The sequence below is a fragment of the Lentzea kristufekii genome (assembly GCF_033949925.1).
Taxonomy (GTDB): domain Bacteria; phylum Actinomycetota; class Actinomycetes; order Mycobacteriales; family Pseudonocardiaceae; genus Lentzea; species Lentzea kristufekii.
Window position 1 is genome coordinate 14,845 of the sequence record NZ_JAXAVV010000025.1, and the last position, 26,077, is coordinate 40,921.

The following is a 26,077-nucleotide window of genomic DNA, read 5'->3' on the forward strand; positions in this document are numbered from 1 at the left end:
ACCCCCAGATCGGCAGTAGGCCAGAATATCAACTCCCGAACAGGTCACCCGCGCTCTCGACCCGCTCCAGCACCTCGTCCGCCGTGAACACCAGATCCTCCACGACCTCGCAGTCCTCGACCTCGTCCCACGTCACCGGCGTCGACACCGCCGGCCGCTCCCGAGCCCGCAACGAATACGGCGCCACCGTCGTCTTCGCCGGATTGTTCTGCGACCAGTCGATGAACACCTTCCCCGTGCGCTGCGCCTTCGCCATCGTCGACACGATCAACGCCGGATGCTCCTGCGCCAACCGCTGCGCCACCGCCTTCGCGTACTCCGACGTGTCCTTCGCCGGCGCATACGCGTACACCTGCATGCCCTTGTTGCCCGACGTCTTCGCCCACGAATCCACACCGTCGTCGTCCAGCACCACCCGCACCAGCTCCGCGACCCGGCAACACTCCACCACCGTCGCCGGCACACCCGGATCCAGGTCGAACACCAGCAGATCAGGATCCCGCTTCCCACCCCGCGGCCCCACCGTCCACTGCGGCACGTGCAACTCCAGCGCCGCCAGATTCGCCAGCCACACCAACGTCGCCAGCTCGTCCACCATCACGTAGTTGACGGTCTCGTTGCCCTTCGAACTCCCCGGCGACTCCAGCCGCATCGTCCGCACCCACTCCGGACGGTGCTCCGGCGCGTTCTTCTCGAAGAACCACTTCCCGTCCACCCCGTTCGGAAAGCGCTTCAACGTCACCGGACGGTCCTTCAGATGAGGCAGCAACACCGGCGCGATCCGGGTGTAGTAATCGACCACCTCACCCTTGGTGAACCCGAACCCCGGATACAACACCTTGTCCAGGTTCGTCAGCTTCAACACCCGGTCCTCGACACGCACAGTCGCGTCACTCGACAACCCGACGCACCTCCTCCGGCGTCTTGTCCGGCCGCAACCCACGCCACGCCGGAAACCGCATCCGCCCGTCCGGCGTCCACTGCCGGAACACCACCTCCGCCACCAGCTCCGGCTCCACCCACTTCGCGCCCTTGGACCGCTCCCGCGGCATCTCCGTCACGAACGGCGACGACCTGCGCGCCAACGCCTTCAACCGCGGCGTCAGCACCGCCAGCTCCGCGTCGTTGAACCCCGTGCCCACCGACCCCGCGAACGCCAGCCCGCCGTCCCGCGGAATACCCAGCAACAACGCACCGATCACCCCGGCCCGCTTGCCTTCACCCATCCGCCAGCCGCCGATCACCACCTCCTGCGCCAACAGGTCCGTGATCTTGCGCCACACCGGCGACCGCATCCCCGGCTGATAAGGCGAATCCAGCCGCTTCGCGACCACACCCTCCAAACCCTGCTCACGACTCGCCGCCAGCACCGACGCCCCGTCCTCGTCATACGACGGGGGAGTCATCCAGTTCGGACCCCGCAGCTCAAGACCCCTCAACAGCTCACGACGCTGCCGAAAAGGGAGCTGCACAGTCGAACTGCCATTCAGGTGCAGAAGATCGAACAGCAGCAGCGTGGCCGGATACTGCTTCGCCGCCCGACGCGCCGCCTCCGACTTCGTCACGTGCATCCGGTTCTGCAACGCGCTGAAACTCGGCCGCCCGTTCCGCAACGCGACGATCTCCCCGTCCAGCAAAGCCTCCGTCGACCCCAGCTGCTCACCCACACCCTGCAACTCCGGATAAGCGACCGTGATGTCGTTGCCCAGCCGCGACCACGCCTGAACACGCCCACCCTCGACCCTCAGGACCGCCCGGACACCGTCCCACTTGAACTCATACGCCCACTGATCATCATCGTCGTGGGGGAGAGGACCAGGAACCGCGAGCATCGGCTTCAGCAGCTCCGGCAACACCTGCCAGTCCGGCCGCGCCGCAGCATGCCGGCGCTTCATCATCCAGTTCTTCTCGTCCTTCCCAGAACGGAAGAACACGAACTGACCCTGCACACGACCACCACGCAAGATCACATCGACCTCGCGGTCCGACCACTTCACCGTCTCATAACGACCGCGATCCCAGATGAACATCTCACCGCCGCCGTACTCACCCCTCGGGATCTCCCCGGAGAACTCCGCGTACTCCAGCGGATGGTCCTCGGTGTGCACAGCCAGCCGCACCACATCCGTCGTCGGCGGCAAACCCTTCGGCACCGCCCACGACACCAGAACCCCATCACGCTCCAACCGCACATCCCAATGCAGGCTGCTCGCGTGATGCTCCTGGATCACGAACGTGTCGTTGTCGCCCCTCGGCAGATCAACCGCGTCCGGAACGGGCTCCGGCGTCCTCGCCGGATCCCTCTTGCGCCGGTACTCGTCGAGCCCGGCCATCTACGCCGACGAAGCCTTCTTCTTCGGCGCAGCCTTCTTCTCAGCGCCCTTCCGCCCGGCCTTCGCCTTCTCCACACTGCGCTCCAGAGCCGTCATCAGATCGATGACATCGCCCTTCTCCTCGGCCTCCGGCTGCTCGGGCAACTCCGCACCCTCCGCCTTCGCCGCGATCACCTTCTCCAACGCGTCCCGGTAGTCGTCGGTGAACGTGTCCGGATCGAAGTCACCCGCCATCGACTCCACCAGCGACGTCGCCATCTTCAACTCCTGCGGCCGCACCTCCACGTCCTGGTCCAGGAAGTCGAACTCCGCCTTGCGGATCTCGTCCGGCCACAACATCGTGTGCATCACCAGCACGTCATCGCGCGCCCGAATCGTCGCCAGCGTCTCCTTCTGCCGAATCGTGATCTTCACGACCGCCAGCTGACCCGTCTTCACCAGCGCGTCCCGCAACAACACATAAGGACGCGCCGCCGCCTTGTCCGGCTCCAGGTAGTACGTCTTCTGGAAGTAGATCGGATCGATCTCCTCCGCCGGCACGAACTCCAGAACGTCGATCGACTTGTCGGTCTTCACCGGCAACTTCTCGAAGTCCTCGTTCTCCATGATCACCATCCGGCCGTCGTCCAGCTCATAGCCCTTGGTGATCTCCGAATACTCCACCTCTTCACCACACACCGAACAGACGCGCTTGTACTTGATGCGCCCGCCGTCCTCCCGGTGCACCTGGTTGAAACGGAAGTCGTGCTCCTCGACAGCCGTGTAAAGGCGCACGGCGATCGTCACCAAGCCGAACGAGATGGCCCCACGCCACACGGATCTCATTCTCATTGGGTACCCCTGAAATGCGGTTTTCGCACCACCAGGTCACCCACTCGGCCTAACGATCCGGCAACTGAGCGACCCCCCGGCCCACGCGTCACAACCCAGAGTCCCGCACCACGGTGGAGCACCGCTAGATGTCCTTGAGCGCCCAATACGTCCGGTTGCTCGCCACCGCCGCCCGCCGCTCCCGCGCCGTCGCCTCGATGTAGTTCTGACTCGTCGCCAAACTCGCATGCCCCAGCAACGCCATGATCTCGCTCGCCGACGCCCCGTCCTCCGCCAGCCTCGTCGCGAACGTGTGCCGCAACGCGTGCAGATTCGCCCCCGTCGGCACCCTGTCGTTCAACCCCGCCCACCGAAAACACGACTTCACCAGGTACTCCAGCCCACCCCGGCCGATCGGCTCGCCATGCCGATCCCGCAGCAACGCCGACTCCCGGTCAAAACGCCCCTGAGGAAACCGCTGCCTACAACTCTTCAGGTACGCATCCACGATCCGCTCCATCGGCGGCTCGATCGGAACACTGCGATCCCGGTTCCCCTTGCCCTTCACGTGCAACCGCTGATCACCCTCCCGCCCGACGATGCTCGCCAGCGTGAGCGTCCGCATCTCAGCACTGCGCAACCCCGCCACCAGCCCCAGCGCGATCACCAGCACATCCCGCTCCGGCCACGGATCACGACCCTTGCGCGCCCCCTCCGCCGCGGCCGTGAGCAACTGCTCGGGAGTGTCCTCACCCCGCAGCGGCTTCGGCACCAGCGGAGGCGTCTTGGGACGAGCGACAGCACCCATCGGATTACCGGCGATCAGGTCCTCGGCCACGCAGAACGTCAGGAACTGGTTCCACGTCGACCAGGCCCGCAGCACGGAGCTCTTGGCGTGGGTGTCCGCGAACACCCCGAAGGCGTTGCGGAGGTTGGCCCCGGTGAGCTGAGCGACGACGAGGTCCTCGACCGGGCAGGAGAGGGTCTCGGCCAGGAGCGTGTTCACGCCGGCGAGATCCCGCTGGTAGGCCGCCGTTGTGTGCGGCGAGTCCTTGCGGGTCCGGCGGGCGAGGAAGAAGGCGTCCTGAGCGGCGAGCACGTGCATATGGATCTTGTACCGCACACCACCGACAATCCCGGACGCGGCGGCGGCACAGGGGAGGGGAGTGCCCGCTGGTCTTCGTGTGCGAGCGATGGTGGAGGACTTCCGAATCGCAGGTCAGCGCGTGGCGTGGGGCGTCATCTCGGCGGCAAGGCAGCGGTGGAACGCGTCGCTGCGAGGTTGGTGCACGGCGGCGCGAGCGCTCGGGTCTGCCAACCTGTTCTGTGCTGGATAATGGCGATTATGCATGAAATGTCCGTTTCGCCGGATTCTGATCGGCCTGAGACGGCGCTGGACCAGGTGGCGTCACTTGTCGGGGATCGTGAGCGTAATGGCGCCTCGCTACGTACGTCTCACTGACGACACGTCGGTGTCGACCGCGCTCCGGCATCGCCGTGGATCTGATGTTGTGGCGTCTGCAAGCGCAGCCGGCCTGCCCGTTGGCTGTGACTTGCAGACGCGCCAACACGGGCGTTTCGGCCCCTTCTGAAGCGATCTTCGCAGGTCGCCGTTTCGCCGATAATCTACATTATGTCAAGTAACGTGGATCTGGGCTGCCTGAGGCGCTCTCCCGCCGTTCCTCTGCGCCCGTCTGCGACCCGGATCGCTTCATCGGGCGTTGCGCGGCGCTTCTTGGTCCCGCTGTCGTCGCTGGGCCCGCTCCATGGCGACCTGGCCGGTTTCCTGGGCTCGCCGCTCAGCCGGTGTCCACGACCGTTGCTCCTGGCGGTCCTGACGCCTTACGTCACCGTGGCGATAGATGGCAGGGTGCTCGCTCATGATCGATGAGTTCGCCAAGGACTACCTGCACGGAGATCTGCGTGAGTTGCGCGAGGTGATGGTGTGGAAGCTGGAGGGCCTGTCCGATGCGGACGTGCGGCGGCCGCTGACGGCTTCCGGGACGAATCTGCTGGGGTTGGTGAAGCATCTGGCGTTGTCGGAGTCGCGGTACTTCGGTGAGGTGTTCGGGCGGCCGTTCCCTGAGCCGTTGCCCCGGTGGGACGACCTGGCGGCGCGCGGGTCGGACATGCGGGCGGACGAGTCGGAGTCGCGCGAGGACATCGTGGGTCGCTATCGGCGCGTGTGGGCGCATTCGGATGCGACGATCTCTGAGCTTGCGGTGGACTCGCCTGGTCATGTGCCGTGGTGGCCGCGTCCGGACGTGATGTTGTTCAACGTGTTGGTGCACCTGGTGACGGAGACCGCGCGGCACGCCGGGCACGCCGACATCTTGCGGGAGCAGCTCGACGGTGCGACCGGCGAGGGGCGTTGAGGCCTGTTTCCGCTGCTCCCCCGCGTTGAGATGATCTTGTCGGGGGTGCTTGCCACACTCGGGTCATGCGCTATGCGATCTATGTGCCGTCGTTCGGTTCTTCCCTGGGTGATCCGTCCGTGCTGGTGTCGCTCGCTGTCGAGGCGGAGGCGGCGGGGTGGGACGGGTTCTTCCTGTGGGACCACGTGGTGGTGCCGGGTGAGCCTGTCGTTTCTGACGTCTGGGTGACGTTGGGTGCGGTGGCGGCGCGGACGTCGAGGCTTTCACTGGGGCCGTTGGTGACGTCGCTGGGGCGTCGGCGTCCGTGGAAGGTGGCGTTGGAGGCGTCGACGTTGCAGCGGTTGTCGGGCGGTCGGTTGGTGTTGGGCGTGGGTGCGGGTGTGCCGCAGGACTACTCCCCCTTCGGCGAGCGCGGGTCGCGTGCGGAGGCGATGTCGGAGGGTGTGGGGTTGGTGCGGGCGTTGTTGTCGGGCGCCGAGGTGGAGCATCACGGTGCGTTGTTCGAGGTGTCGGGGGTGCGGTTCGCGCCGGTGGAGGTGCCGATCTGGGTGGGTGGGATCTGGCCGCGGTCGTCGCCGTTTCGTGCGGCGGAGCATGCGGCGGGTGTGGTGCCGGCGACGTTCGGTCCTGACGGCTTGGTGGTGCTCTCCCCCGCGGATGCTGCTCGGTTGAAGGCGGATTTCGTGGCGTCGGGTGGTCCGGCTGATGGTGATGTCGTGTTGTGGGGTGGTGGTGCGTTACCGGAGGCGGGTGAGTACGAGGCCGCTGGTGTGACGTGGATGCTGACCGATGGTGGTGCGCAGGGGCTTGATGAGTTGCGGGGGTTCGTGGCTGCTGGTCCCCCGCGTTCAGGCGTGTAGGCCTCGGAGCAGTGTGTTGAGGTAGCGGCGTGCGGTGGGGAGCCGTTCGGCGGGGCCGGCGCTGTGGACGTAGGTGGCGTAGGCGATGCCGCACATGAGTGGGATGAGGTCTGCGTCGTCGAGGTCGGGGCGGACGGCTCCGGCGTCGCGTGCGCGGGCGAGCAGTTTGGTGCCGTTGCTGAGGATCTGTGCTTTGAGTTCGGTGGTGCGTGGGAGCACGTCTTGGGCGCTGGCGGCGACTTTGACGAGTGCGGGGTCGGTGACCTGGCTTTCGACGACCTTGGTGAGGAAGTCGGCGAACGCGGTCCAGGGGTCGTCGTGTGTCAGACCTTGTTCGCCGCAGCCGGCGAGTGCTTCGAGGCAGGGGGTGGCGACGGTTTCGAGGAGTGCTTCGGTGGTCGGGAAGTGCCGGTAGACCGTGCCGACGCCGAGTCCTGCGCGGCGGGCGACGTCGTTGAGTTGCAGCGGGGTGCCTTCGTCGACGAGTTCTCTGGCGACGGTGAGGATGTGCTCCCAGTTGCGGGCGGCGTCCTTTCGCTGCGGCGTCATGTCTTCCAGACTAATTGGATACGCCATCCGGAACGTGGTCGAGTGGTGCGTGCCTCTGGCTGAGTCTGCGGACGGCGTGCTGGACGCGGGGGTCGGCCGCGGTGCGGTTCGGTGTGACCGGGGTGGCGCGCGGGCCGATGACGGTGCCGGAGGTGAGTGTCTGGTCGGTCGCGGCGAGGATCGAGGGGCGGGCGGCGGTGGAGGCGGGTCCGGAGGTCGCTCGCTCGAAGGTGCGGCGGACGAGTGGCCACAGCAGGCGCAGGCCGGGTGACACGATCTTGGGTGTGCGCATGGTGCCGTCGGTCATGTCGGTGGCCGCGCCGCCGGGGTCGGCCGCGAGGACGGACACCGTGGTCTGTCGCTGGGCGAGGTCGAGTGTGTAGGCGAGGTTCGCGAGCTTGGCGCGTCCGTACCAGTGGAAGCCGTAGTAGCCGCCGGGCGGTTCGATCTCGTCGAAGACCTTCTTGGCGGCCATGACGGAGCCGGAGGTGACGTTCACGATGCGGCCGGTCAGCACTGGGAGCAGGGTTTCGGTGAGCAGGTAGGGCGAGAGGTGGTTGACGAGGAAGGAGGCTTCGACGCCGTCGATCCGGGTGTGGTCGGGGAACATGGCGCCGATGTTGTTGACCAGTACTTCCAGCTCCCCCTCGGCGGCGATGCGTGTGGCGAGCGCGCGCACTTCGTCCAGTGAGGAGAGGTCGGCGCGCAGGTACCGTGCGGGCTCCCCTCCCCTGGCGTTGATCCTCTCGACGGCTTGCGCGCCTCGTTCGGGGTTGCGGCCGACGATGGTGACGGCGTAGCCGGCTTTGGTGAGTCCGAGGGCTGTCTCCAGCCCGATGCCTCCGGTCCCCGCGGTGATGACTGCTCTGGGTGCCATGACATTCCCCAATCCGGATAGTCGATCCGCTTATTGAGGACGCTAGCACACATGCGGATTAGCTATCCGCTTCGCGCGGGTGAGAATGCCGCTGTGGATCTCGGGGTGATCGGCCAGGCGGCGGGCATGTTCGCGGTGACGAACGTCGACGACCTGGTGCTCCTCGCGCTGTTCTTCGCGCGGGCCAAGTCGGCCTGGCAGGTGGTGACGGCCCAGTACGTGGGCTTCACCGCCATCCTGGCGCTGGCCGTGATCGGCGCGCTCGGTGCGTCCCTGCTCCCCGCCCACTTCCGCCCGTGGCTGGGTCTCATCCCCCTGGCGCTCGGCCTCAAGGCCGCCTGGTCCCTGTGGCGCGGCGCGGACGACGAGGACGAGCCGGACTCCGCTCCCGGGGTTCTGGCGATGGCCGGTGTGACCCTGGCGAACGGCGGCGACAACATCGGCGTCTACGTGCCGGTCTTCACCGTGACGGACTCGCTGTGGGTCTACGTCGTGGTGTTCCTGCTGCTGGTCGGCGTGTGGTGCCTGGCAGGCTGGTTCCTGGCCTCCCGCCAGGTGGTGGCCCGCGCCCTGGCCCGGTGGGGCCACGTCGCCCTGCCGATCGTGCTGGTCGCGATTGGTCTTTTGGTGTTGTTCTCGGGCTGAGCGGGCCTGTGGTCGGGTAGACACCTTCGGGTGCGAAAGACCTACAGCTACAACGAGGCCGTCAAGATCCTCGGCGGCCGCGACCACCCGGTCATCGCCGCCATGGACAAGGTCCTGGGCGGCGCGCTGCTGGCGGGTTCGCTGGGGCTGTGGCAGGTGCTGGACCTCTTCGACGCGAAGCCCGACTTCCTCCGCCTGAGCAACGAGCTGATCTCCAAGGTCTCCGCGAAGCGCCGAGGCGTGAGCCGCCACACCCGCACACAGCAGTTGCATGCCGCGCATGCGGTTCTGGTGATGACGGCGTTCTTCGAGGCGTTCGACGAGCAGCAGGTCCCCGTAAAGCTCACCGCAGAGGACCGCGAACTCGTCGTCAGGTACAACCCGTGGGACGAGCCTCTGCCGCTTCCGTCGGTCGGCCGTTCGTACGAGGAGAATCTGGTCGTCCTGGCACGTCAGTACGACTTGCTCGCGGCACTGCTCTGCGAGGTGGTCGCGAGCATGGCGTGCTGGGACGGCTTGAACGAGACCGAACGCGGTCGGGTGCGCAGCGCCATCGGAACCGCCGCCCTCCGTGCGTCGGAGCGGTATCAGGAACTGCTGGGGCAGCTCGCCGCCGAGTTCCCCGAGATCCGGTTCTGGTTCGCGGTCGAGGACGGCCGGGCGGCGCGCAAAGCGCTGGCGCGACTGGAGGACGTGCTGCGCGAGACCACCACGGAGGTGATGCCGGAGGTGCGGTTCGCCGAGCTCGCCGGTGTCTACGGGGGCGCGCTGCGGCGGCCGTTGGTGAAGTCGGCCGACGTGCCGGACGGCGTGTGGATCCCGAGCCTGGCCGACGCCTACGTCGACCCGCGGTTCCAGGTCGTGACCAGCACCGACCGGGCTGCCGCGCCGTCGCTGCTCGCGTGGTGGGACGACGTGCCCGTCCGTGACGATCTCTACGCCTACCTCGCCGGTCTTCTGACCTCGCCGGAGGCTCTGTCGGCTCCGCTGCTGGTGCTGGGTGATCCGGGGTCGGGCAAGTCGGTGCTGACCGAGATGCTGGCGGCGCGGTTGCCGGCGTCGGACTTCGCCGTGGTTCGGGTGGAGCTGCGGTGCACACCCGTCGGCTGCACCTTGGAGGAGCAGATCGAGCACGGCTTGCGCACCCTGCTGCAGGAGCCGGTGAGCTGGGCGGAGTTCTCTCGCGCGACCGGTGGCGCGTTGCCGCTGGTGGTGCTGGACGGGTTCGACGAGCTGTTGCAGGCCACCGGCGTGAGTCAGACGCGGTACCTGACGACGATCGCCGAGTTCCAGCAACGGCTCGAAGACAGGGGCAGGCCGGCGTTGTTCGTCGTGACGAGCCGGTTGAGCGTGTGTGCGGGGCTGGAGCTGCCTGAGGGCACGCAGGTGGTGCGGTTGATGCCGTTCGACGAGACACAGGTGCGTTCGTGGCTGGAGGTGTGGAACGCGGGCAACCGCCCGCTGCTTCCTGAGACGGTGCTGCGTTACCCGGACCTCGCCTCACAACCGCTGCTGCTGTTGATGCTGGCTCTGTACAACGCGGTGGACAGCTCGTTCCAGCGTGATCACGAAGGCCTGAGCCGAAGTCAGCTGTACGAGCGGCTGCTCGACCGGTTCGCCGAGCGTGAGGTGACCAAGACCGGGGCCGACAGGACCGAGGCCGATCTCGCCGAGGACGTCCGCTACGAGCTGGACAGGCTGTCGGTGGTGGCGCTCGCGATGTTCAACCGGGGCGTGCAGTGGATCGCCGAGCACGAGGTGACCGCGGACCTGGGCGAGTTGCTGGGCATCGGTTCCCCGGAGCGGCTGAAGGGGACGCGTACTCCCCTGTCCGCCGGTGAGATGGTGCTGGGCCGGTTCTTCTTCATGCAGAGGACGGAGGCCGTCCGGGAGGACAGGACCAGGCTGCGGACCTACGAGTTCCTGCACGCGACGTTCGGCGAGTACCTGGTGGCGAGGTTCGTGTGGCAGAGGCTGCTGGAGCTGCGCAGGGAGGACGAGGCCCGCTCGCGCAGGAAATCCACCGTGGACGACACCGAGCTGTACTCGGTGCTGTCGTTCGCGGCGCTGACGGCGAGCAAGCCGGTGCTGGACTTCCTGCGGGAGTTCGCGGAACGCAGTGACCGGGGCGGGTTGTTCGACCTGGTGTCACGGCTGTTCGCCGCGCGGGACGAGTCGCGGGGGTCGCGTGGCGGGTATGCGCCGGTGTCGTTGCCGGACTCGGTGCGGGATGCGAAGTACTCGTTGAACCTCGTGGTCCTCGCGGTGGTGGTGCGTGGGAGGTGCTATTCCGACCAGCTGGGGTTGGGTGTGGACGGCTGGCAGCGGCTGACGCTGTTCTGGAAGTCGCGGCTGCCGTCGAGCGAGTGGGCGAGCGTGGTGCTGTGGCTCTGGGTGGAGCGTGACGCGGAACGGCACTTCTCGGTGTGCCTCAACATCCGGGTCCGTGAGCCGCACGCGGAGTGGCTGATGATGTCGGAGCCGTACGTGACGTTGGACGAGGTCGCGCTGACCCTGCGGGACATGGTGACCCCGCTGGCGTCCCGGTACAGCCTGGACGTGACAGCGGCGTTGATCGCGCTGGCGGCGACCCGGCCGGACAACTGCCTGCCCGCGCTCGCACTCCTCCGGGCGTCGGACACGAGTCGCGGTGTCTTCGTTTCAGCGTTGCTCGAGAGGTTGGGGCAGGGCGGCGATGACCTCTCACTCCTGAACATCCTGGGGCCGGGTTACCCGGGCAAGCCGACCGAACTGGTGGAAGCGTGGTTGCGGATGTACGACCGCGGAGAACGTTTCGAGGACAAGCGGCCCTTCCTCGAACTGATCGCGGCGGCATCGAACATGGACATCTCGCACCGGCCTGACCTGATCAGGCGGGCCAGGGTGGCGGCGGCCGATCTGGGTCTTGTATGGCCACCGTCAGGGCCTGCGCCAGGGTGGCGAGGTCCTGTTCGGTGAGGTCGCGCTCCCCCACACGCCGCTGGATCTCGCTGCGCGAGCACACCACGACCGCGCCGGTGTGCCCGCCGAGCTCGGCGGCGGCCACGATCTGCGTCTCCCCGTTGTGCAGGACCAGGATCGGGTCGGGCGTGTCGGTGTAGAGCAGGTGCTCGATGTCACGTCCGGTGATGGCCATGCTCAGTCTTGTACGGCTCGGGCGTAGCGGGCCGCAAGAGAGCGAACGTGTGCCACGAGTTCGGGGGGTGAGGTGACTTCGAAGTCGTAGCCGAGCATGCCGATCCACACGGCGAGTGTTTCGACGGAGTCGGAGCCGGTCACGAGTTCGCAGGTGGTGTCGTCGACGGCTTCGACGGTGCCGATGGCGGCGTTGATGCGGGCGGCGACGGCGTCGGCCGGGGCGTGGACTCGGACTCGGGCCTGGAAGCGCCAGGCGGCTTGGGTGACGCGGGAGGCGACGTAGGTGGTGGCGTCGAGGTCGCGTGGGGTGAAGCGGGGGCCGAACGGGGGCTGCGGTGGGGTGATGCGGTCGACGCGGAAGCTGCGCCAGTCCTGTTTGTCGGCGTCCCAGGCCACGAGGTACCAGCGGCGGCCCCAGTTGACGAGGCGGTGGGGTTCCACTCGGCGGCGGGTCGGGGTGCCGTCGTGGGCCTGGTAGTCGAAGCGCAGGGTGTCGCTGTCGCGGCAGGCCGCGGCCAGGGTCGAGAGCAGTTCCGGGTCCAGTGCGGGGGCCGGGGAGTCGCGGGGGACGGATTCGACCTGTTCGAGGGCGGAGACGCGGTGGCGCAGGCGGGACGGGAGGACCTGTTCCAGTTTCAGCAGGGCGCGCAGGGAGACTTCTTCGAGGCCGGTGACGGCGTTGGTGCGCAGGGCCGCGGCGACGGCGACGGCCTCGTTGTCGTCGAGCAGCAGGGGTGGGAGTTCGGCGCCGGCGCCGAGGCGATAGCCGCCGAACGAGCCGGTGGTGGCGTTGACCGGGTAGCCGAGTTCGCGCAGGCGGTCGACGTCGCGGCGGACGGTGCGGGGGCTGATCTGCAGTTCGTCGGCCAGTTCGCTGCCCTGCCAGTCGCGGCGTGATTGCAGCAGGGCGAGCAGGCGCAGCAGGCGCGCCGAGGTTTCCAACATGGACGGACACTTTAGGACAGAGGCTGGCCGCAAGGCTCGTTAGCCTCGGGTTATGACGGAGATCAGGGAATTCCACATCGCGGTCGACGACGCCGACATCGACGAGTTGCGGGCTCGTCTGGCGCGGACGCGGTGGACCGACCAGGTCGCGGGTGCCGGGTCGCGCTACGGCGACGACGTCGCGGACGTGCAGGAGATGGCCCGGTACTGGGCCGAGGAGTTCGACTGGCGGGCGGTGGAGGCGCGGCTCAACGCGTTCCCGCAGTTCGTCACCGAGATCGACGGCACGAACGTTCACTTCCTGCACGTCACCAGCCCGAACCCGGACGCGCTGCCGCTGCTGCTGATCCACGGCTGGCCGGGTTCGGTCATGGAGTTCGTCGACGTCGTCGAGCACCTGCGCGAGGACCACCACCTGGTGATCCCCTCGATCCCGGGCTTCGGGTTCTCCGGGCCGACGACGCAGACCGGCTGGCACTCCGGGCGCATCGCCGCGGCGTTCGCGGAGCTCATGGCACGGCTGGGGTACCGGCGTTACGGGGTGCACGGCAACGACGCGGGGGCGATCATCGCGCCGCAGGTCGGGCAGGCCGACCCGGAGCACGTCGCGGGAGTGCACGTCACGCAGATCTTCTCGTTCCCCTCGGGTGACCCGGCCGAGATGGAGGGCCTGACCGAGGACGACCACCGGCGCCTGGGGGTGCTGCAGAACTTCTGGGAGACCATGTCCGGCTACGCGAAGCTGCAGCAGTCGCGGCCGCAGAACGTGGCGTTCGCGCTCGCGGACTCCCCCGTCGGCCAGCTCGCCTGGACGATGCAGCTGATGGGCGAACCGGCCGTGACGAAGGACTTCCTGCTCGCGAACGTGGCGATCTACTGGTTCACCGGCACCGCGGGGTCCAGCGCGCGGTTGTACTTCGAGGACGCGCACCGCGAGGACCAGCCGACGGAGCCGACGACGGTGCCGATGGGTGTCGCGATCTTCCCCGACGACTTCCAGACCATCCGCCGCTTCGCCGAACGCGACCACCGCAACCTCGTGCACTGGTCGGAGTTCGAGACCGGCGGGCACTACTCCGGGCACGACTCGCCGGAACTGCTGGCGGGCGACCTGAAGGTGTTCTTCGCCAAGATGTAGCCATGCCGCAGTGGATCGAGGCGGGGATCTGGGGACTGGCCGGTGGCGGCGCGCTCGTGGCGGGCGCGCTCGTCGCCTGGTTCCTGCGCGTGCCCCGCGACGTCGTGGCCGTCGTGATGGCGTTCGGCGCCGGGGTGCTGACCGCGGCGGCGGCGTTCGAGCTGATGGACGAGGCGGAGAAGACCGGTGGTCTGCTCGCCACCTCCGCCGGGTTCCTCGGCGGCGCGGTCGGCTACGTGCTGGCGAACCTGGTGCTCGCGCGGCGTGGGGCACGGCACCGCAAGCGCAGCAGCAACCAGCCCACCGAGGCCGACCAGGCCGGCAGCGGCACCGCGATCGCCGTGGGAGCGCTGCTCGACGGCGTCCCCGAGTCGGTCGTGCTGGGCGTGTCGCTGCTCAGCGGCGGCGGGGTCGGGGTGGCGATGCTGGCGGCGGTGGTCATCTCGAACGTCCCGGAAGGGCTCTCCAGCGTCGCCGGCATGAAACAGGCCGGCCGCGGGCCCGGTTACGTGTTCGGGGTGTGGGGTGCGATCGCCGTGGCGAGCGGGCTGTCCGCTGCCCTGGGGAACCTGCTGCTCGACGGCGCGTCACCGCAGCTCATCGCCGTGATCACCGCCGTCGCGGCGGGCGCGATCCTGGCCATGATCGCGGACACCATGATCCCCGAGGCCTACGAGCGGGCCCGCCTCTACACCGGGCTGTGCACCACCGCCGGGTTCCTCACCGCGTTCGTGGTGGAGCGGCTGGGCTAGATTCGCGGTGTGGTGATCGGAGAGTTCTACGACGTGGTGGTCGACTGCCCGGACCCCGGCGCGCTCGCCGAGTTCTACCGGCAGGTCGTCGGCGGTGAGATCACCGACTCCGACGGCGACTGGTCCACGCTCGTCACGGCCAACGGCCGGCGCCTGTCGTTCCAGCGCGTCGAGGACTACTCGCCGCCGCGCTGGCCCGGCCAGGAACACCCCCAGCAGATCCACCTCGACGTCATGGTCACCGATCTCGACGTCGCCGAGCCGCTCGTGCTGGCCTTGGGCGCGACGCTGCTCGAGGGCTCGTCGAAGCCCGTCGGGTTCCGGGTCTACTCCGACCCCGCCGGCCACCCGTTCTGCCTGGTCACCAACTAGGCCTAGGCCCTAGGCCCGCCAGACCGTGGCGGAGCGGGTCTCGGTGCTCTCCAGCGTCAGCGGCACCGGCACCTCGTAGCGGGCGCACGCGGTGAACCGGTCACGCGGCAGGTGTGCGCGGTCCGGGTCCCCGAGCAGCACCACCGCACCCCGCGCCGCGGCCCTGCTCAGGAACGGCAGCACCAGCGCGGTGATCTCCGCGTCGTAGAAGACGTCCCCGGCGAGCACGACGTCGGCGCCGTGCGCGTCGCTGTCGAGCTGGTCACCGTCCAGCGTGCTGACCGTGACGCCGTTGGCGGCGGCGTTGAGCTGCACCGCGGCGAGCGCGAGCGGGTCGATGTCGTTGGCGGTCACCACGTCCGCTCCGGCCAGTGCCGCGGCGATCGCGACCAGACCGGAGCCCGACGCGAGGTCGAAGACCTTCTTGTCCCGCACCAGCCCGGCGTTGTCGAGCAGGTGCCGTGCCAGGGCCTGGCCGCCCGCCCACGGGAACGCCCAGAACGGCGGCTGGTCGTGGTGGGTCAGTTCCCACAGGTCCATCGCCTCGGCCGCGCTGTGCAGCAGCACCTCGGGCACCAGCGGCACGGGGGCCAGCGTCGTGTTGGCGAGCACGAAGTCGGTGAGCGTGGGCGCGGACATGACGGACAAGCTTAGGGGCAGCGCGAACCCCGGCCGCAGAGGCGAAAGGCCGTAGGTTCACATGCCGCCGGCCACCCGCAGGATCGCGCCCGTCGTGTACGAGGCCTCGTCCGACAGCAGCCACGCGATGGCGTTCGCGATCTCGTCGACCTCACCGGGCCTGCCCAGCGGGATCCGGGCGGCGACGCGGTCGGGGCGGCCGGGGTCGCCGGACAGGCTGTGGATGTCGGTGCGGATCGTGCCGGGCTGCACGCAGTTGACCCGGATGCCGCGCGGCGCGAGCTCCTTGGCCAGGCCGATCGTCAGCGCGTCCACGGCGGCCTTGGTGGCGGCGTAGTGCACGTACTCCCCCGGACTGCCCAGCGTCGCCGCCCCGGAGGAGACGTTCACGATCGAGCCGCGGCTCATCCGCCGGGCCGCCTCGCGGGCCACGAAGATCGCGCCGACGAGGTTGACGTCCACCACGCGGCGCAGGTCCTCCGTGCGCAGGTCCGCGAGCGGCCCGGACGGGGAGGTGATGCCGGCGTTGCTCACCACGCCGGTGATGTCGTCGCCGGCCGCGTCGAACAGGCGCGCCACGTCGGCCTCGTCCGCCGTGTCGGCCCGTACGGCCAGCACGCCGAGTTCGGTCTCCAACGCCCGCGCCTCGTCCTCGGCCTGGCGGTAGCTGATCACGACCCGATGCCCGTCGCGCACGAGCCTGCGCGCGGTCGCGGCACCGATACCCCGGCTTCCCCCGGTGATCACCGTTGTCATACCGCAGACCCTATACTCGGCACCGGATATACGGGAGCGGATATGACGTTCAAACGCACGAACCCTCTGGCCCTCGCGGTGCTGGCCCTGCTGTCGGAGCGGCCGATGCACCCCTACGAGATGGCGCAGACCATGCGGGAACGCCACCAGGAAGAGGTCATCAAGCTCAACTACGGCTCGCTGTACACGGTGGTGGAGTCACTGCACAAACACGAGCTGATCACCGCCTCCGCCGTGCAGAAGGCCGGCAACCGCCCCGAACGCACCGTCTACGCCGTCACCGGCGCGGGCACGGCGGAGCTGCACGACTGGCTGCGCGAACTGATCGCCGTGCCCGCCAAGGAGTACCCGCGCTTCGAGGCCGGGATCTCCCTGGTCGGCCTGCTGCCCCCGGCCGACGCGCTGCAGCTCGTGCACCAACGCGAAGCCGCCGTCGGGGAGCAGCTCACCGCGCTGGCGGTGCTGCTGGAGAAGCTCGCCGGCATGGGACTGCCGCAGCTCGCGTGGATCGAACTCGACTACCGGATGGCCGTGCTGCGCGCCGAACGCGCCTGGCTGTCCTGGTTCGCCACCGCCACCCGCGAGGGCACCGTCGGCGGCTACGACGACTGGGAGGACAGACACCGATGAGACTGCTGTTCGAAGTGACCAGCGTGGTGCACGCGCCGTTGGAGGACGTGCGCGCGCGGATGTTCGCCGACGCCGGCGAGTCCGGGCCGCACCGGCTCGTGGACCGCGAGCAGGGCGTGATCGCCTACTGGGGCGACTGGTGGTACCGCGGCGAGGACACGCTGCACCCCCACCCCGAGGGCGCGCTGCTGCGCCACCGCGTCTACAACATCGCCAGGCAGGGCAACTGGGCGCCCTACCTGGCGAACAAGCTGTTCATCGGCTACCGCGCGAAGCTCGAGGCCTCGATGCGCGAACGGGTGCGGCGGCTCCAGAGCTGACCGATCAGAGCTGACCGAAGCGCACGACCGCCACGAACACGGTCAGCGCGCACAGCACGAGGTTGATCGGCACCGTGGCGCCCTCACCGCGCCGGATGTGCGTGATCGCGGCACCCACCTGCACCAGCGCCAGGCCCAGCGCCGCGATCGGGGTGAGGATCGGCGCGACGCCGGTCAGCCACGGCAGCACCAGCCCGAGCGCACCCGCGACCTCGACCGCGCCGATGCCCTTGACCTGCCCGGACGTGAAATCCCCCGCCCAGGACATCCTCGGCTCGGCCAGCAGGTCCTGTTTGGTCTTGACCAGCTTGGTGAAGCCCGCCATCAGGTACAGGGCAGCCAGCACACCCGACACGATCCACACCGCGACGTTCATGAACGAGAACCTAGCCCCGCACCTGGGAGGCCAACTACCGATGCCCGAGTCCACAGATCAACTAAGGGTCGCCTTAGTCATCACCCGAACGGCCGTATAGAGTGTGCAGATGAGGTGCTCGACACTCTCCGGCTTCGCGGGCGAACCGCTGGCCGGCACGGCCGCGACCGCGACGGCGTGGCTGTGCCTGGAACAGCCGGGCCCGTGGGGCCGTGACGCCCTGACCGAGAGCCACCTCGACCCCGAACTGGGCGCCGAACTGCAGCGCCGCGCCGCCGGCACGGGTGTGCGCATCCTGCTGATCCGCCGCCCCGGCAGGCACGCCGACGACCACGTCCCCGCGACCCGCCGCCTGTACCTGGCCTCAGCGAGCCCCGGCGCCTCCTGGCTGGAACAGGCCGACCTGGCCGTGCCGGAGGAAGCCCTCGAACTCGACTTCGAGGCACTGGGCGCGGGCCGCTCCACCGCGTTCGGCACCCCGGTCCACGACCCGTTGCTGCTGGTCTGCACCAACAGCAAGCGCGACGTCTGCTGCGCGCTGTACGGCCGCCCGATCGCCACCGCGCTGAACCTGTGGGAGTGCACCCACACCGGCGGCCACCGCTTCGCGCCCACCGGGGTGCTGCTGCCCACCGGTCACCTGTACGGACGACTCGACCACCAGTTGGCCCAGCGCGTGGTCACGGAGGGCATCGTCGCCGACCGCTGCCGGGGCCGCTCCTGCTTCACCCCGCGAGGCCAGGTCGCCGAGGTCGCCGTGCGCGAGAAGATCAGCGAGACCCGCGACGTGCTCACCGTCGTCGCCGAGACCCCGGACTCCGCGACCGTGCGGCACGCCGACGGGCGGGAGTGGCGGGTGACGCTGACCGAGCAGCCGGTGCCGCCGCGGCCCGCGAGCTGCGGGAAGTCGCCGGACATCGCGATCGCGCTGGTGGCGACGGCGATCGACGAGCTGGCGAAGGTCTGCCGCTAGTGGTGTGGCCCGGAACGTTGCCAGGTCGCGCCGCTAGCCTCGCCGGGTGCCTCGGCTGATCCACCTCAACGGCCCCACCGGCGTCGGCAAGTCCACGATCGCCGCCCGCTACGCCGCCGACCACCCTGGAACGCTCGACCTCGACGCCGACGAGATCGTCCGGCTCGTCGGCGGCTGGCGCGAGGACTTCCACGGCGCGGTCAACCTCGTGCGGCCACTCGCGCTCACCATGGCGGCGACGCACCTGGCCTCGGGCCACGACGTCGTGATGCCGCAGCTGATCATGCTCGGAGGCGAACGCGACAAGTTCGCCGCGGCGGCCAAGTCCGCGGGCGCGGACTACCTGGAGTTCGTGCTGCTCGCCCCGCCCGAGATGGCGATCGACCGGTACCGGCGGCGGGAACACCACATCGACCACGTCGTCGATGCGCTCGGCGGCGTGGACGTGATCCGGCAGAGCCACGACCGCATCACCACCTACCTCACTCCGGCCGCGACCGTCCTCGACGCCACGGGTGACGCCGAGCAGACCTACGCCAGGCTGAGGGCGGCGCTGGACGTAGGTTGATCGGATGCAGAGCACGCACACGGTCCCCGCTGACCGGAGACGCGTCCTGGGCGTGGTGATGTCGATCATGGCGCTCGCGTGTGCCGCGCTGACGGCCGCGGGGTTCGTGGTCGACCTCGGCGGCGCCGAGGACGGGCTGGTCTTCGCCGTGATCCCGCTGCTGCTCTTCGCGCCTTCCGCGGTGCTCCTGCTGAGCACACCGGGCAAGCCCGAGTTGATCGAACTCGACGACGACGGCATCGCGCACGTCCTCGGTGGCGTGAAGCGGTCGTGGGCGTGGGATCAGGTGGCGGCCCTCGACATCAACGAGCCCCAGGAGTACTCCTACGACGGTTCCAGCTGCACGGTCCGGTTCACCGACGGGCAGCTCCTGCACGTCAGCGGGCGCACCGAGAACAGTCGTGCCATCGTCGCGGCTCTGACCACCCACGGCGCGGACGCCCAGCGTGAGCCGGTGCGCAAGAAGCACAAGAGGCGCGCGGCGGCTGTCCTGGGCGGTATCACGCTCGTGTGCGGCAGTGTCGCGACCTGGGCGATCGTCGCGCAGAAAAGCGGTGAACCCCTCGAACTGGCCCAGCCCGCGGTGGCGTGCGCAACGCCGGCGGTGATCAGCCTGATTCTGCTGGTCTCCGTCCTGGTGACGGGCCGGCGCTAGGCGCGGTCGCGGAGAACACGCCGATGCCCAGCGCGTACGGGTCGTCCAGGCCGACGGTCTGCAGCGTCTCCGCCGGCAGCGCGAGCAGCGAGATCGCCACACCGAGGAAGTAGGCGTCGAGCAGGCCCGTGTCGCGCACCGTCGAGGGCAGGCCGGCCGCCTGCTGCAGCGCGGCGGCGGCCTCGGCGTTCGCGAGGACCATGCCCGACAGCGCCTCGCGCACACCGGGGCGGCGGACCGCCTCCAGGTACAGCTCGACCATCGCGAGCATCTGCGTCGGGTCGTCGGCGACCGCGCGGCGCAGCAGGGCCGGGTAGAGCTCGGCGACGTCGATGGCGCTGATGTCGGCCGGGGTCGTCTCGCGCAGGCGTTGCACGGCGGCGCGGTGCAGCGAGGTCATGCGGGCGGCGCAGGCGGTGAGGACGGCCTCGCGGGTCGGGAAGTAGTTCTTGGTGGTGCCGATGGGGACGCCGGCCTCGCGGTCGATCGCGCGGTGGGTCAGGCCGCGGCCGCCTTCCACCGCGAGGATCTGGATCGCGGTGTCGCACAGCAGATCACGACGGCTCACGGTCCGGGACACTAGCAAGATCACCACGGGTGTGGTGAATCGGGGCGAAAGTGCTGGTCCCGGCCGTCGCGATGACGACGCCGCGTTCGAGCACGAGGAACAGGCCGCAGACGCAGCGGACGTAGGCGACGGCACCGTGCGAGGAGACGGCGGAGGTGGACGACCAGTGGCAGGCAGGGCAGGTGGCGATCATGAGCCAAGCCTGATGTCATGGTCTAGTGCATTTCAACCCTTACGGCGGGACGGCTGCCGAACTCGCCGCGACCCTGGTCAACGCCGACCCCGCCACGCACCTGCTGGACGTGCTGAAAGCGTCGGACTACAAGCCCCTGGGCTCGCTCGACGCACGGCAGGAACGTGACGTACGAGACTGGATCGAACGGCTGCGCCAGGTGTTCCGCGCGCCCGCGGTCGAGCTGCTCAACGACCTGCTGGCCCAGTCCTCGACCACGCACTACATCTCCACGCACGACGGGCGCGCCCCGCACCTGCACTACGCCCGCGAGGACGCGCCGACCGACGTGCGGCTCAAGGCGTACACGGCGGCGGGCATGGCGGCGTTGTTCTGCGAGGACGCGGGGCGCATCGGCTCGTGCGGCCGCGACGGCTGCGACACGGTGTTCGTGGACACCAGCCGCAACGGCAGGCGGCGGTTCTGCTCGACCAAGTGCGCCAACCGCGTCGCCGTCGCGAACCACCGCAGCCGGGCCCAGCCCGCGTGAGCCCGATCAGCGGGACCTGGGCCCGGCGGGCTCACTTGTCGATGACGTTGAGCAGGCGGCGGGCCTTGTACTCGGAGTTCGCCTCCAGCCCGTAGGTGTGGCTGCGCCAGTCGGTGCCCCAGCCGCCGCGCTGCTCGTAGGCGAAGTAGCGGGTCCTGGTCGAGTCAGTCCACCGGTCGAAGATCACGACGTGGCGGTTGTCGCCGTCACCGATCGCGTCGATGACCAGGTCGCCGCGCTTGAGCTCGCTCATCGCGATGGGGGACGTCCAGGTGGTGGTGATGAGCGCCTGGGTGTTGGGCGCGTCCGGGACCTTGTCCAGGCGCGCGGCCATCGAGGCGTAGCCGGAGCAGTCCATGCGGTAGCCGTCGGTCCACTTGCGGTTCTGGTCGTAGGGCACGCGGGTGCCGTTGTTCGCCGTCAGCCAGCTGTTGGCGCGGTTGATGATCTCGTAGCGGTAGATGGGCGCTCCGGCGGCGTAGGCCGGGGCCACCAGGGTGCTCAGGGCGACGAGTGCGGCGGCCGCGATCGCGAGGACTCTCATGTGCGCTACTCCCATTCCGTAGATCAGCTGTGGGCGCTTAGGGTCGGTTCATGGAGCTGACGGAGCTGTGTTTCGGCGGGGTGGCCAGGCAGGCACACGCCGTGCGGTCCGGTGAGGTGACCGCCCGCGACCTGCTCGCCGAGCACCTGCGCCGCATCGAGCGGATCGATCCGCGGCTCAACGCGTTCCGGCTGGTCTTCGCCGACCAGGCCCTCGCGGAGGCCGAACAGGCCGACGCGCGCAGGTCCGCGGGCGAGGACCTGCCCCTGCTGGGGGTGCCGATCGCGGTCAAGGAGGACATCGCGCTGGCGGGCCTGCCCACCACCAAGGGCACGAACGCCGCGCGCACCCCGCAGCCGGCGGACGCCGCGATCGTCACGCGGCTGCGCGCGGCCGGTGCGGTGATCATCGGCCGCACCCGCATGCCGGAACTGGGCCTGTGGCCCTTCACCGAGAGCTCCTGGGCGGGCCCGACGCGCAACCCGTGGTCGCTCACGCACTCCCCCGGCGGTTCGGCCGCGGCGGTGGCGGCGGGACTGGCCGCGGCCGCGATCGGCACCGACGGCGCCGGGTCGATCCGCATCCCGTCGGCCGTGACGGGCCTGTTCGGGCTCAAGCCCCAGCGCGGCCGGATCTCGCTGGCGCCGGAGCCGCAGGTGTGGGGTGGTCTCGTCGTTGCGGGGCCGATCACCCGCACGGTGCTGGACTGGGCGCTGGTCGCCGACCAGATCCACGGCGCCGCCCCCGGTGACGCGCACGTCGCGCATCCTCCGCGCATGAGCTTCACGCAGGCGGCGCGCACGGATCCGGGCCGGCTGCGGATCGGGGTGTCGCTGCGGCCGTGGGGTCCGGGCATCCCGATCGCCGACGAGGTCCGCGACGCCGTGCAGGACACCGCCGCGCTGCTCACCGACCTCGGTCACGACGTCGTGCGGCTCGACCCGCCGATGCGCGACGTCACCGCCTCCACGCAGTTCGCCGCCCGCTACGTGCACAACGCCTACCTGGCGCGCACGGACATGGAGTTCCCGGACCTGCTCGAGCCCCGCACGCGCGCGGTCGGCGAGCTGGGGCGGCGCCTGCCGCGCGGTGTCGTGCGGTGGGCGGCCAAGGACGACGCGGCGCTCACCGCGTACGCGAACCGGGTGTTCGCCTCGATCGACGTGCTGCTCACCCCGGCGCTGACCCGCCCGCCGATCCGCGTGGGCGAGTGGGACGGCCGCAACGTCGTCACGGCGCTGCTCGCGGCCGCGCACTACACGACGTTCCTGCCGCTGTGGAACATCGTCGGCAACCCCGCCGCCTCGGTTCCGGCCGGCCGCACGTCGGCGGGCCTGCCGCTGGCGGTGCAGCTCGTGGGCCGCCAACACGACGAGTGCACGCTGCTGTCGGTGTCCGCCCAGCTGGAGCGCGCCCGGCCGTGGGCGGACCGGGTCCCCTCCGGCCTCGATCATGCGAACTAGGATATTACGAGAACGGACTATCCGAACCGGGAACGGTCAGAATCCGCGCTTGGACAACTCGTCGAGCAGTTCCCGGTCCGCCACGTGCCGCGACTTGATGTGGTCCAGGTAGTCGGCGAACGCGTCGGGCTGCAGGCCGCGTAGTTGTTCCAGCAGATCCATGACGAGGTCCTGCTCCTCGATCCCCCGCCGGGCGAGCTCGACCTCCACGATGCGCCGGTACACCTCCACGGCGAGGCGGCTGCCGTCCTGCACCAGGTGCTGCACCAGCTCCGCGCGCAACGGCGGCCATTCGTCGGTGTACACGACCAGCGCCCGGATCTTGAGGTACACGTCGAGGTTGGGCCGTGCGAAGAACGCCTCCCGGCAGACCTCCAGCGCGCGTTGCGGTGCGCCCCGGCGCAGGTGTTCCTCCACCGCGAGGTCGATCAGCCGCAACGACGCGCCACGCCCGCCGACCGCGCGCAGCCCGCGTTCCACCCACTCCAGTGCCTCGTCCGAACGGCCGTTGTCCCGCAGCACGGTCGCGACCTGCAGGTAGTGCCAGCCCGAGGAGAGGTCCTTGGACAGCACGAGCAGCTGCAGATCGACGTCCTCGGTGTACTCGGCGAGCTCCTCCATGACGCGCAGCAACGCCCAGCGGGCGCGGTCGTAGCGGCCTGTCTCGCCGAACCCGATCACCGGCAGCGGTTCGAACAACTGCACCGCCCGCTCCCGGTAGCGGGCGAGACCGTCGTCGTCGAGGGCTTCGGCGTAGGCGGCGAGGCTCACGTCGGGCGCGTCGGGGTGCTGCAGCTGCAGGTCGAGCAGCCAGTCGGCCAGGCGCCCCGGCTCGGTGCCGGTCTCGGCGCACGCGCGGGCGTGGATGGTCAGGACGCGGTGGGCCAGCTCGGCGAGTTCGACGCGATGACGCCTGCTGGTCGCGACGCCGTCGGCGAGCTGGGTGACGATCTCCTCTATCAACGCGACCAGCCGCGGGCCGGGATCGGTGACGAGCAACGACTGCAGTTCGACCGACACGGCGGTCAGCGCCTGCCAGCGCGCCGGCCAGTCGGTGGTCTCGCTGTCGGCCTCGACGAGCGCGGAGGCCACGGTGGCGGGCAGCGAGTCCATCGCAACATCATTCCCGCGTCACCCGGTCGAGTGCTACCGATGTAGCCCTAAGGATTTAAGGTTCACCCTAGGTGGTCAGACGGGGACAGTTCCGCCAGCTTCCGCGTCAGCACGGCCCGTTCGCGTTCATTGCCGCACAATCGAATTGCCTGCTCAAGCTCGGTGCGGGCCTCGTCGAGCCGGCCGAGGCGCCGCAGCAACTCTCCGCGCACACCCGGTAGCTGGTGCGAGTCCTTGAACGCGTCGGCCGACGCCAGCGCGTCGACGAGCGGCAGGGCGGCGGCGGGCCCCTGGGCCATCGAGACGGCGACGGCCCGGTTGAGGTCCACGACCGGCGACGGCGCGAGACGGCCCAGGCCGTCGTAGAGAGCGACGATGCGGCCCCAGTTCGTGTCCTCGACCGACGACGCCAGCGCGTGGCACTCGGCGATCGCGGCCTGCAGCCCGTAGTAGCCGTACCCGCGGCCGGCGTCGGCGGCCTTCGCGAGCGCGGCACGGCCGCGGGCGATGGCGGAACGGTCCCAGCGGCGCCGGTCCTGGTCCTCCAGCAGCACGGTCTCGCCGTCGGGGCCACGCCGCGCCGGGAAACGGGCGGCGGTGAGCTCGAGCAGGGCGAGCAGGCTGTGGACCTCGGGTTCCTCCGGCATCAGCCGCGACAGGATCCGGGCGAGCCGTTGCGCCTCCCCGGCCAGGTCGAAGCGGATGACCTCGTCACCCGAGCTCGCCGACGAGCCCTCGGTGAAGATCAGGTAGACGACGCTGAGGACCTGCGCCAGGCGCGGGGGCCGCTGCGCGACCGGCGGCACCTCGAACGGCACACCGGCGGCGCCGAGGGTCTTCTTCGCGCGGGTGATGCGGGCCTGCACGGTCGCCGTCGGCACCAGGAACGCGCGGGCGATCTCGTCGCTGGTCAGACCGCCGATCACGCGCAACGTCAGCGCCACCCCGGCCTCGCGGGACAGCACCGGGTGACAGGAGGTGAACATGAGCGCGAGGGTGTCGTCGTCGATCTGGTCCGGGTCCCACAGCACGTCGTCGGGCGCGGGTCCGGGATCGGCGCCGGTCAGCGCACCGCCCTCGGGCAGGTGGTGCGCCATCGCGGCGTACTTCTCGTCACGGGCGCTGCGGCGGCGGAACGCGTCGATCGCCCGGCGCCGGCCCACGGTGAGCAGCCAGCCCGCCGGGTTGTTCGGCACGCCCTCGCGCGGCCAGGTCACCAGCGCCTCGGCCAGTGCCTCCTGCGCCAGGTCCTCGGCCAGCGCGAAGTCGCCGGTGTAGCGGGTGAGCGCACCGATGATCCTCGCGGAGTCGATGCGCCACACCGCCGCTACGGCCTTGCGTCCCGTGGGGTCGCTCATGCTGCTCAAAATAGATCAGACGCGGTGGGTCAGAGCTGGCCGGTGGACTCGCGCCAGGCCCGTTCCTTCTTGATCCACTCGTTGTCCTGCGGGAACTCGTCGATCGTGGGCACGCGGCGGATCTCGGTCTTGAACCCGGCCGCGGTCATCGGCGTGCGCTTGGCCCACTCGACGGCGTCCTGGATGGTGGGGACGTTGATCAGGTAGAAGCCGTTGAACAGCTCCTTGGTCTCCCCGTACGGGCCGTCGGTGACCACGGGCGGCTCGGAGGAGAAGTCGACGACCACGCCCTCCTCGGCGGGGGCGAGACCCTCGGCGGCGATCAGGACCCCGGCCTCGATCAGCTCCTCGTTGAACTTGCCGACGCTCTCGAGCATCTGGTCGAAGTCGATCTCACCGAGGTTGCCCCAGGCCTCGTCGGAGGTCACGCGCCAGATCAGCATGAACTTCATTTCGATCTCTCCCAGTGGGTTCGTGCGGGTCCGTTGTGGACCCTTTCACGCTCAGGTCGAACGGGCGGGGTGTTCGATCGACACACGACGCGGAATTTTCTCAGAAGTTTCTGTTTTCGCTGGTGAGACGACTGAGCAGCCCACCC

The 26,077-nt window shown here is 69.4% G+C and carries 31 protein-coding genes; 14 read left to right on the forward strand and 17 right to left on the reverse strand.

Features of this window, described 5'->3' with window-relative positions; all coding sequences use genetic code 11:
* Positions 1 to 28: 28 nt before the first annotated feature.
* The 4 genes from ligD (SK571_RS36895) to SK571_RS36910 form a co-directional block, all read right to left on the reverse strand.
* Complete coding sequence (gene ligD / locus SK571_RS36895) at positions 29 to 901, reverse strand: non-homologous end-joining DNA ligase (protein ID WP_319988747.1); 873 nt, start codon at positions 899 to 901, stop codon at positions 29 to 31.
* Positions 891 to 2,333: a non-homologous end-joining DNA ligase gene (ligD, locus tag SK571_RS36900; RefSeq protein WP_319988748.1), complete on the reverse strand. Its 1,443-nt coding sequence runs from the start codon at positions 2,331 to 2,333 to the stop codon at positions 891 to 893. The genes ligD (SK571_RS36895) and ligD (SK571_RS36900) overlap by 11 nt, the downstream gene beginning before the upstream one ends.
* Positions 2,334 to 3,158, reverse strand: a complete 825-nt coding sequence (gene ku, locus SK571_RS36905; RefSeq protein ID WP_319988851.1) for a non-homologous end joining protein Ku — start codon at positions 3,156 to 3,158, stop codon at positions 2,334 to 2,336.
* Positions 3,159 to 3,288: 130 nt separating this feature from the next.
* A complete protein-coding gene (locus SK571_RS36910; protein WP_319988749.1) occupies positions 3,289 to 4,266 on the reverse strand; it encodes a tyrosine-type recombinase/integrase in 978 nt (325 codons plus the stop codon).
* Positions 4,267 to 5,023: 757 nt separating this feature from the next.
* Between SK571_RS36910 and SK571_RS36915 the strand changes: the two genes are divergently transcribed.
* Positions 5,024 to 5,518, forward strand: coding sequence for a DinB family protein (locus SK571_RS36915; RefSeq protein ID WP_319988750.1), 495 nt, complete (start codon positions 5,024 to 5,026; stop codon positions 5,516 to 5,518).
* 65 nt (positions 5,519 to 5,583) lie between these two features.
* Positions 5,584 to 6,378, forward strand: a complete 795-nt coding sequence (locus tag SK571_RS36920; RefSeq protein WP_319988751.1) for an LLM class flavin-dependent oxidoreductase — start codon at positions 5,584 to 5,586, stop codon at positions 6,376 to 6,378.
* Here SK571_RS36920 and SK571_RS36925 read toward each other — a convergent pair.
* Together SK571_RS36925 and SK571_RS36930 are read right to left on the reverse strand one after the other, a co-directional pair.
* On the reverse strand, positions 6,367 to 6,927 hold the full coding sequence (locus SK571_RS36925; RefSeq protein WP_319988752.1) for a TetR/AcrR family transcriptional regulator: 561 nt from the start codon (positions 6,925 to 6,927) through the stop codon (positions 6,367 to 6,369). The two genes, SK571_RS36920 and SK571_RS36925, sit on opposite strands and share 12 nt — an antisense overlap.
* 10 nt (positions 6,928 to 6,937) lie before the next feature.
* Complete coding sequence (locus SK571_RS36930; protein WP_319988753.1) at positions 6,938 to 7,804, reverse strand: SDR family NAD(P)-dependent oxidoreductase; 867 nt, start codon at positions 7,802 to 7,804, stop codon at positions 6,938 to 6,940.
* A gap of 93 nt (positions 7,805 to 7,897) precedes the next feature.
* On the opposite strand from SK571_RS36930, the gene SK571_RS36935 reads away from it, so the two are divergent.
* Together SK571_RS36935 and SK571_RS36940 are read left to right on the forward strand one after the other, a co-directional pair.
* Positions 7,898 to 8,449, forward strand: coding sequence for a cadmium resistance transporter (locus tag SK571_RS36935; RefSeq protein WP_319988754.1), 552 nt, complete (start codon positions 7,898 to 7,900; stop codon positions 8,447 to 8,449).
* A 30-nt stretch (positions 8,450 to 8,479) separates the two neighbouring features.
* Positions 8,480 to 11,407, forward strand: coding sequence for an NACHT domain-containing protein (locus tag SK571_RS36940; RefSeq protein ID WP_319988755.1), 2,928 nt, complete (start codon positions 8,480 to 8,482; stop codon positions 11,405 to 11,407).
* Here the strand turns inward: SK571_RS36940 and SK571_RS36945 are convergent.
* Both SK571_RS36945 and SK571_RS36950 read right to left on the reverse strand, forming a co-directional pair.
* Positions 11,319 to 11,585: a hypothetical protein gene (locus SK571_RS36945; RefSeq protein ID WP_319988756.1), complete on the reverse strand. Its 267-nt coding sequence runs from the start codon at positions 11,583 to 11,585 to the stop codon at positions 11,319 to 11,321. The genes SK571_RS36940 and SK571_RS36945 overlap by 89 nt on opposite strands.
* A 2-nt stretch (positions 11,586 to 11,587) precedes the next feature.
* On the reverse strand, positions 11,588 to 12,532 hold the full coding sequence (locus tag SK571_RS36950) for a helix-turn-helix transcriptional regulator (protein ID WP_319988757.1): 945 nt from the start codon (positions 12,530 to 12,532) through the stop codon (positions 11,588 to 11,590).
* A gap of 52 nt (positions 12,533 to 12,584) precedes the next feature.
* Between SK571_RS36950 and SK571_RS36955 the strand changes: the two genes are divergently transcribed.
* From SK571_RS36955 to SK571_RS36965, 3 genes are read left to right on the forward strand one after another with little or no spacing between them, the layout of a single operon-like run.
* On the forward strand, positions 12,585 to 13,670 hold the full coding sequence (locus SK571_RS36955) for an epoxide hydrolase family protein (protein WP_319988758.1): 1,086 nt from the start codon (positions 12,585 to 12,587) through the stop codon (positions 13,668 to 13,670).
* Between the two features lie 2 nt (positions 13,671 to 13,672).
* Positions 13,673 to 14,422 carry a ZIP family metal transporter gene (locus SK571_RS36960; RefSeq protein WP_319988759.1) on the forward strand — a complete coding sequence of 250 codons (750 nt, stop codon included), beginning with the start codon at positions 13,673 to 13,675 and terminating at the stop codon, positions 14,420 to 14,422.
* Positions 14,423 to 14,431: 9 nt separating this feature from the next.
* Positions 14,432 to 14,794, forward strand: a complete 363-nt coding sequence (locus SK571_RS36965; protein ID WP_319988760.1) for a VOC family protein — start codon at positions 14,432 to 14,434, stop codon at positions 14,792 to 14,794.
* Between the two features lie 9 nt (positions 14,795 to 14,803).
* Here SK571_RS36965 and SK571_RS36970 read toward each other — a convergent pair whose 3' ends face one another.
* Positions 14,804 to 15,433, reverse strand: a complete 630-nt coding sequence (locus tag SK571_RS36970) for a class I SAM-dependent methyltransferase (protein ID WP_319988761.1) — start codon at positions 15,431 to 15,433, stop codon at positions 14,804 to 14,806.
* Positions 15,434 to 15,490: 57 nt separating this feature from the next.
* The gene (locus tag SK571_RS36975) at positions 15,491 to 16,189 is read right to left on the reverse strand and encodes an SDR family oxidoreductase (RefSeq protein ID WP_319988762.1); all 699 of its coding nucleotides are present in this window, start codon (positions 16,187 to 16,189) and stop codon (positions 15,491 to 15,493) included.
* 42 nt (positions 16,190 to 16,231) lie between these two features.
* Between SK571_RS36975 and SK571_RS36980 the strand changes: the two genes are divergently transcribed.
* Complete coding sequence (locus tag SK571_RS36980) at positions 16,232 to 16,819, forward strand: PadR family transcriptional regulator (RefSeq protein ID WP_319988763.1); 588 nt, start codon at positions 16,232 to 16,234, stop codon at positions 16,817 to 16,819.
* Positions 16,816 to 17,139 (forward strand): hypothetical protein, encoded by a 324-nt coding sequence (locus SK571_RS36985; RefSeq protein ID WP_319988764.1) that lies wholly within the window; start codon positions 16,816 to 16,818, stop codon positions 17,137 to 17,139. Before SK571_RS36980 ends, SK571_RS36985 begins: the two co-directional genes overlap by 4 nt.
* A 4-nt stretch (positions 17,140 to 17,143) precedes the next feature.
* Here SK571_RS36985 and SK571_RS36990 read toward each other — a convergent pair whose 3' ends face one another.
* The gene (locus SK571_RS36990; protein ID WP_319988765.1) at positions 17,144 to 17,515 is read right to left on the reverse strand and encodes a DoxX family protein; all 372 of its coding nucleotides are present in this window, start codon (positions 17,513 to 17,515) and stop codon (positions 17,144 to 17,146) included.
* A 109-nt stretch (positions 17,516 to 17,624) separates the two neighbouring features.
* Between SK571_RS36990 and SK571_RS36995 the strand changes: the two genes are divergently transcribed.
* Genes SK571_RS36995 through SK571_RS37005 form a run of 3 tightly spaced genes read left to right on the forward strand, consistent with a single transcriptional unit; the run spans position 17,625 to position 19,711 of the window.
* Positions 17,625 to 18,488, forward strand: coding sequence for a sucrase ferredoxin (locus tag SK571_RS36995; RefSeq protein ID WP_319988766.1), 864 nt, complete (start codon positions 17,625 to 17,627; stop codon positions 18,486 to 18,488).
* 46 nt (positions 18,489 to 18,534) lie between these two features.
* Positions 18,535 to 19,056: an AAA family ATPase gene (locus tag SK571_RS37000; protein WP_319988767.1), complete on the forward strand. Its 522-nt coding sequence runs from the start codon at positions 18,535 to 18,537 to the stop codon at positions 19,054 to 19,056.
* Positions 19,057 to 19,060: 4 nt separating this feature from the next.
* Positions 19,061 to 19,711: a hypothetical protein gene (locus tag SK571_RS37005; RefSeq protein ID WP_319988768.1), complete on the forward strand. Its 651-nt coding sequence runs from the start codon at positions 19,061 to 19,063 to the stop codon at positions 19,709 to 19,711.
* Here SK571_RS37005 and SK571_RS37010 read toward each other — a convergent pair.
* Together SK571_RS37010 and SK571_RS37015 are read right to left on the reverse strand one after the other, a co-directional pair.
* A complete protein-coding gene (locus SK571_RS37010; RefSeq protein WP_319988769.1) occupies positions 19,665 to 20,279 on the reverse strand; it encodes a TetR/AcrR family transcriptional regulator in 615 nt (204 codons plus the stop codon). The two genes, SK571_RS37005 and SK571_RS37010, sit on opposite strands and share 47 nt — an antisense overlap.
* Positions 20,266 to 20,472 carry a hypothetical protein gene (locus tag SK571_RS37015; protein ID WP_319988770.1) on the reverse strand — a complete coding sequence of 69 codons (207 nt, stop codon included), beginning with the start codon at positions 20,470 to 20,472 and terminating at the stop codon, positions 20,266 to 20,268. The genes SK571_RS37010 and SK571_RS37015 overlap by 14 nt, the downstream gene beginning before the upstream one ends.
* A gap of 25 nt (positions 20,473 to 20,497) precedes the next feature.
* On the opposite strand from SK571_RS37015, the gene SK571_RS37020 reads away from it, so the two are divergent.
* Positions 20,498 to 21,001 carry a CGNR zinc finger domain-containing protein gene (locus tag SK571_RS37020; RefSeq protein WP_319988771.1) on the forward strand — a complete coding sequence of 168 codons (504 nt, stop codon included), beginning with the start codon at positions 20,498 to 20,500 and terminating at the stop codon, positions 20,999 to 21,001.
* A gap of 31 nt (positions 21,002 to 21,032) precedes the next feature.
* Here SK571_RS37020 and SK571_RS37025 read toward each other — a convergent pair whose 3' ends face one another.
* Positions 21,033 to 21,545 (reverse strand): NlpC/P60 family protein, encoded by a 513-nt coding sequence (locus tag SK571_RS37025; RefSeq protein ID WP_319988772.1) that lies wholly within the window; start codon positions 21,543 to 21,545, stop codon positions 21,033 to 21,035.
* Between the two features lie 50 nt (positions 21,546 to 21,595).
* Between SK571_RS37025 and SK571_RS37030 the strand changes: the two genes are divergently transcribed.
* On the forward strand, positions 21,596 to 23,008 hold the full coding sequence (locus SK571_RS37030) for an amidase (RefSeq protein ID WP_319988773.1): 1,413 nt from the start codon (positions 21,596 to 21,598) through the stop codon (positions 23,006 to 23,008).
* Positions 23,009 to 23,044: 36 nt separating this feature from the next.
* On the opposite strand, the gene SK571_RS37035 is transcribed toward SK571_RS37030, so the two are convergent.
* From SK571_RS37035 to SK571_RS37045, 3 genes are all read right to left on the reverse strand, one after another.
* The gene (locus tag SK571_RS37035) at positions 23,045 to 24,121 is read right to left on the reverse strand and encodes a hypothetical protein (RefSeq protein ID WP_319988774.1); all 1,077 of its coding nucleotides are present in this window, start codon (positions 24,119 to 24,121) and stop codon (positions 23,045 to 23,047) included.
* 62 nt (positions 24,122 to 24,183) lie between these two features.
* The gene (locus SK571_RS37040; protein WP_319988775.1) at positions 24,184 to 25,479 is read right to left on the reverse strand and encodes an RNA polymerase sigma factor; all 1,296 of its coding nucleotides are present in this window, start codon (positions 25,477 to 25,479) and stop codon (positions 24,184 to 24,186) included.
* A gap of 29 nt (positions 25,480 to 25,508) precedes the next feature.
* Positions 25,509 to 25,931: a YciI family protein gene (locus SK571_RS37045; protein WP_319988776.1), complete on the reverse strand. Its 423-nt coding sequence runs from the start codon at positions 25,929 to 25,931 to the stop codon at positions 25,509 to 25,511.
* Positions 25,932 to 26,077: the final 146 nt, after the last annotated feature.

Coding starts and splice junctions, on each gene's coding strand:
- SK571_RS36980 (WP_319988763.1), top strand. CDS start 16,232: ATGACGTTCAAACGCACGAACCCTCTGGCCCTCGCGGTGCTGGCCCTG.
- SK571_RS36995 (WP_319988766.1), top strand. CDS start 17,625: ATGAGGTGCTCGACACTCTCCGGCTTCGCGGGCGAACCGCTGGCCGGC.
- SK571_RS37030 (WP_319988773.1), top strand. CDS start 21,596: ATGGAGCTGACGGAGCTGTGTTTCGGCGGGGTGGCCAGGCAGGCACAC.
- SK571_RS36950 (WP_319988757.1), bottom strand. CDS start 12,532: ATGTTGGAAACCTCGGCGCGCCTGCTGCGCCTGCTCGCCCTGCTGCAA.
- SK571_RS37045 (WP_319988776.1), bottom strand. CDS start 25,931: ATGAAGTTCATGCTGATCTGGCGCGTGACCTCCGACGAGGCCTGGGGC.
- ligD (WP_319988748.1), bottom strand. CDS start 2,333: ATGGCCGGGCTCGACGAGTACCGGCGCAAGAGGGATCCGGCGAGGACG.
- SK571_RS36915 (WP_319988750.1), top strand. CDS start 5,024: ATGATCGATGAGTTCGCCAAGGACTACCTGCACGGAGATCTGCGTGAG.
- SK571_RS36955 (WP_319988758.1), top strand. CDS start 12,585: ATGACGGAGATCAGGGAATTCCACATCGCGGTCGACGACGCCGACATC.
- SK571_RS37025 (WP_319988772.1), bottom strand. CDS start 21,545: ATGAGAGTCCTCGCGATCGCGGCCGCCGCACTCGTCGCCCTGAGCACC.
- ku (WP_319988851.1), bottom strand. CDS start 3,158: ATGAGATCCGTGTGGCGTGGGGCCATCTCGTTCGGCTTGGTGACGATC.
- SK571_RS36975 (WP_319988762.1), bottom strand. CDS start 16,189: ATGACAACGGTGATCACCGGGGGAAGCCGGGGTATCGGTGCCGCGACC.
- SK571_RS37005 (WP_319988768.1), top strand. CDS start 19,061: ATGCAGAGCACGCACACGGTCCCCGCTGACCGGAGACGCGTCCTGGGC.
- SK571_RS36920 (WP_319988751.1), top strand. CDS start 5,584: ATGCGCTATGCGATCTATGTGCCGTCGTTCGGTTCTTCCCTGGGTGAT.
- SK571_RS37015 (WP_319988770.1), bottom strand. CDS start 20,472: ATGATCGCCACCTGCCCTGCCTGCCACTGGTCGTCCACCTCCGCCGTC.
- SK571_RS36960 (WP_319988759.1), top strand. CDS start 13,673: ATGCCGCAGTGGATCGAGGCGGGGATCTGGGGACTGGCCGGTGGCGGC.
- SK571_RS37035 (WP_319988774.1), bottom strand. CDS start 24,121: ATGGACTCGCTGCCCGCCACCGTGGCCTCCGCGCTCGTCGAGGCCGAC.
- SK571_RS36970 (WP_319988761.1), bottom strand. CDS start 15,433: ATGTCCGCGCCCACGCTCACCGACTTCGTGCTCGCCAACACGACGCTG.
- SK571_RS36985 (WP_319988764.1), top strand. CDS start 16,816: ATGAGACTGCTGTTCGAAGTGACCAGCGTGGTGCACGCGCCGTTGGAG.
- SK571_RS36945 (WP_319988756.1), bottom strand. CDS start 11,585: ATGGCCATCACCGGACGTGACATCGAGCACCTGCTCTACACCGACACG.
- SK571_RS37040 (WP_319988775.1), bottom strand. CDS start 25,479: ATGAGCGACCCCACGGGACGCAAGGCCGTAGCGGCGGTGTGGCGCATC.
- SK571_RS36930 (WP_319988753.1), bottom strand. CDS start 7,804: ATGGCACCCAGAGCAGTCATCACCGCGGGGACCGGAGGCATCGGGCTG.
- SK571_RS36990 (WP_319988765.1), bottom strand. CDS start 17,515: ATGAACGTCGCGGTGTGGATCGTGTCGGGTGTGCTGGCTGCCCTGTAC.
- SK571_RS36925 (WP_319988752.1), bottom strand. CDS start 6,927: ATGACGCCGCAGCGAAAGGACGCCGCCCGCAACTGGGAGCACATCCTC.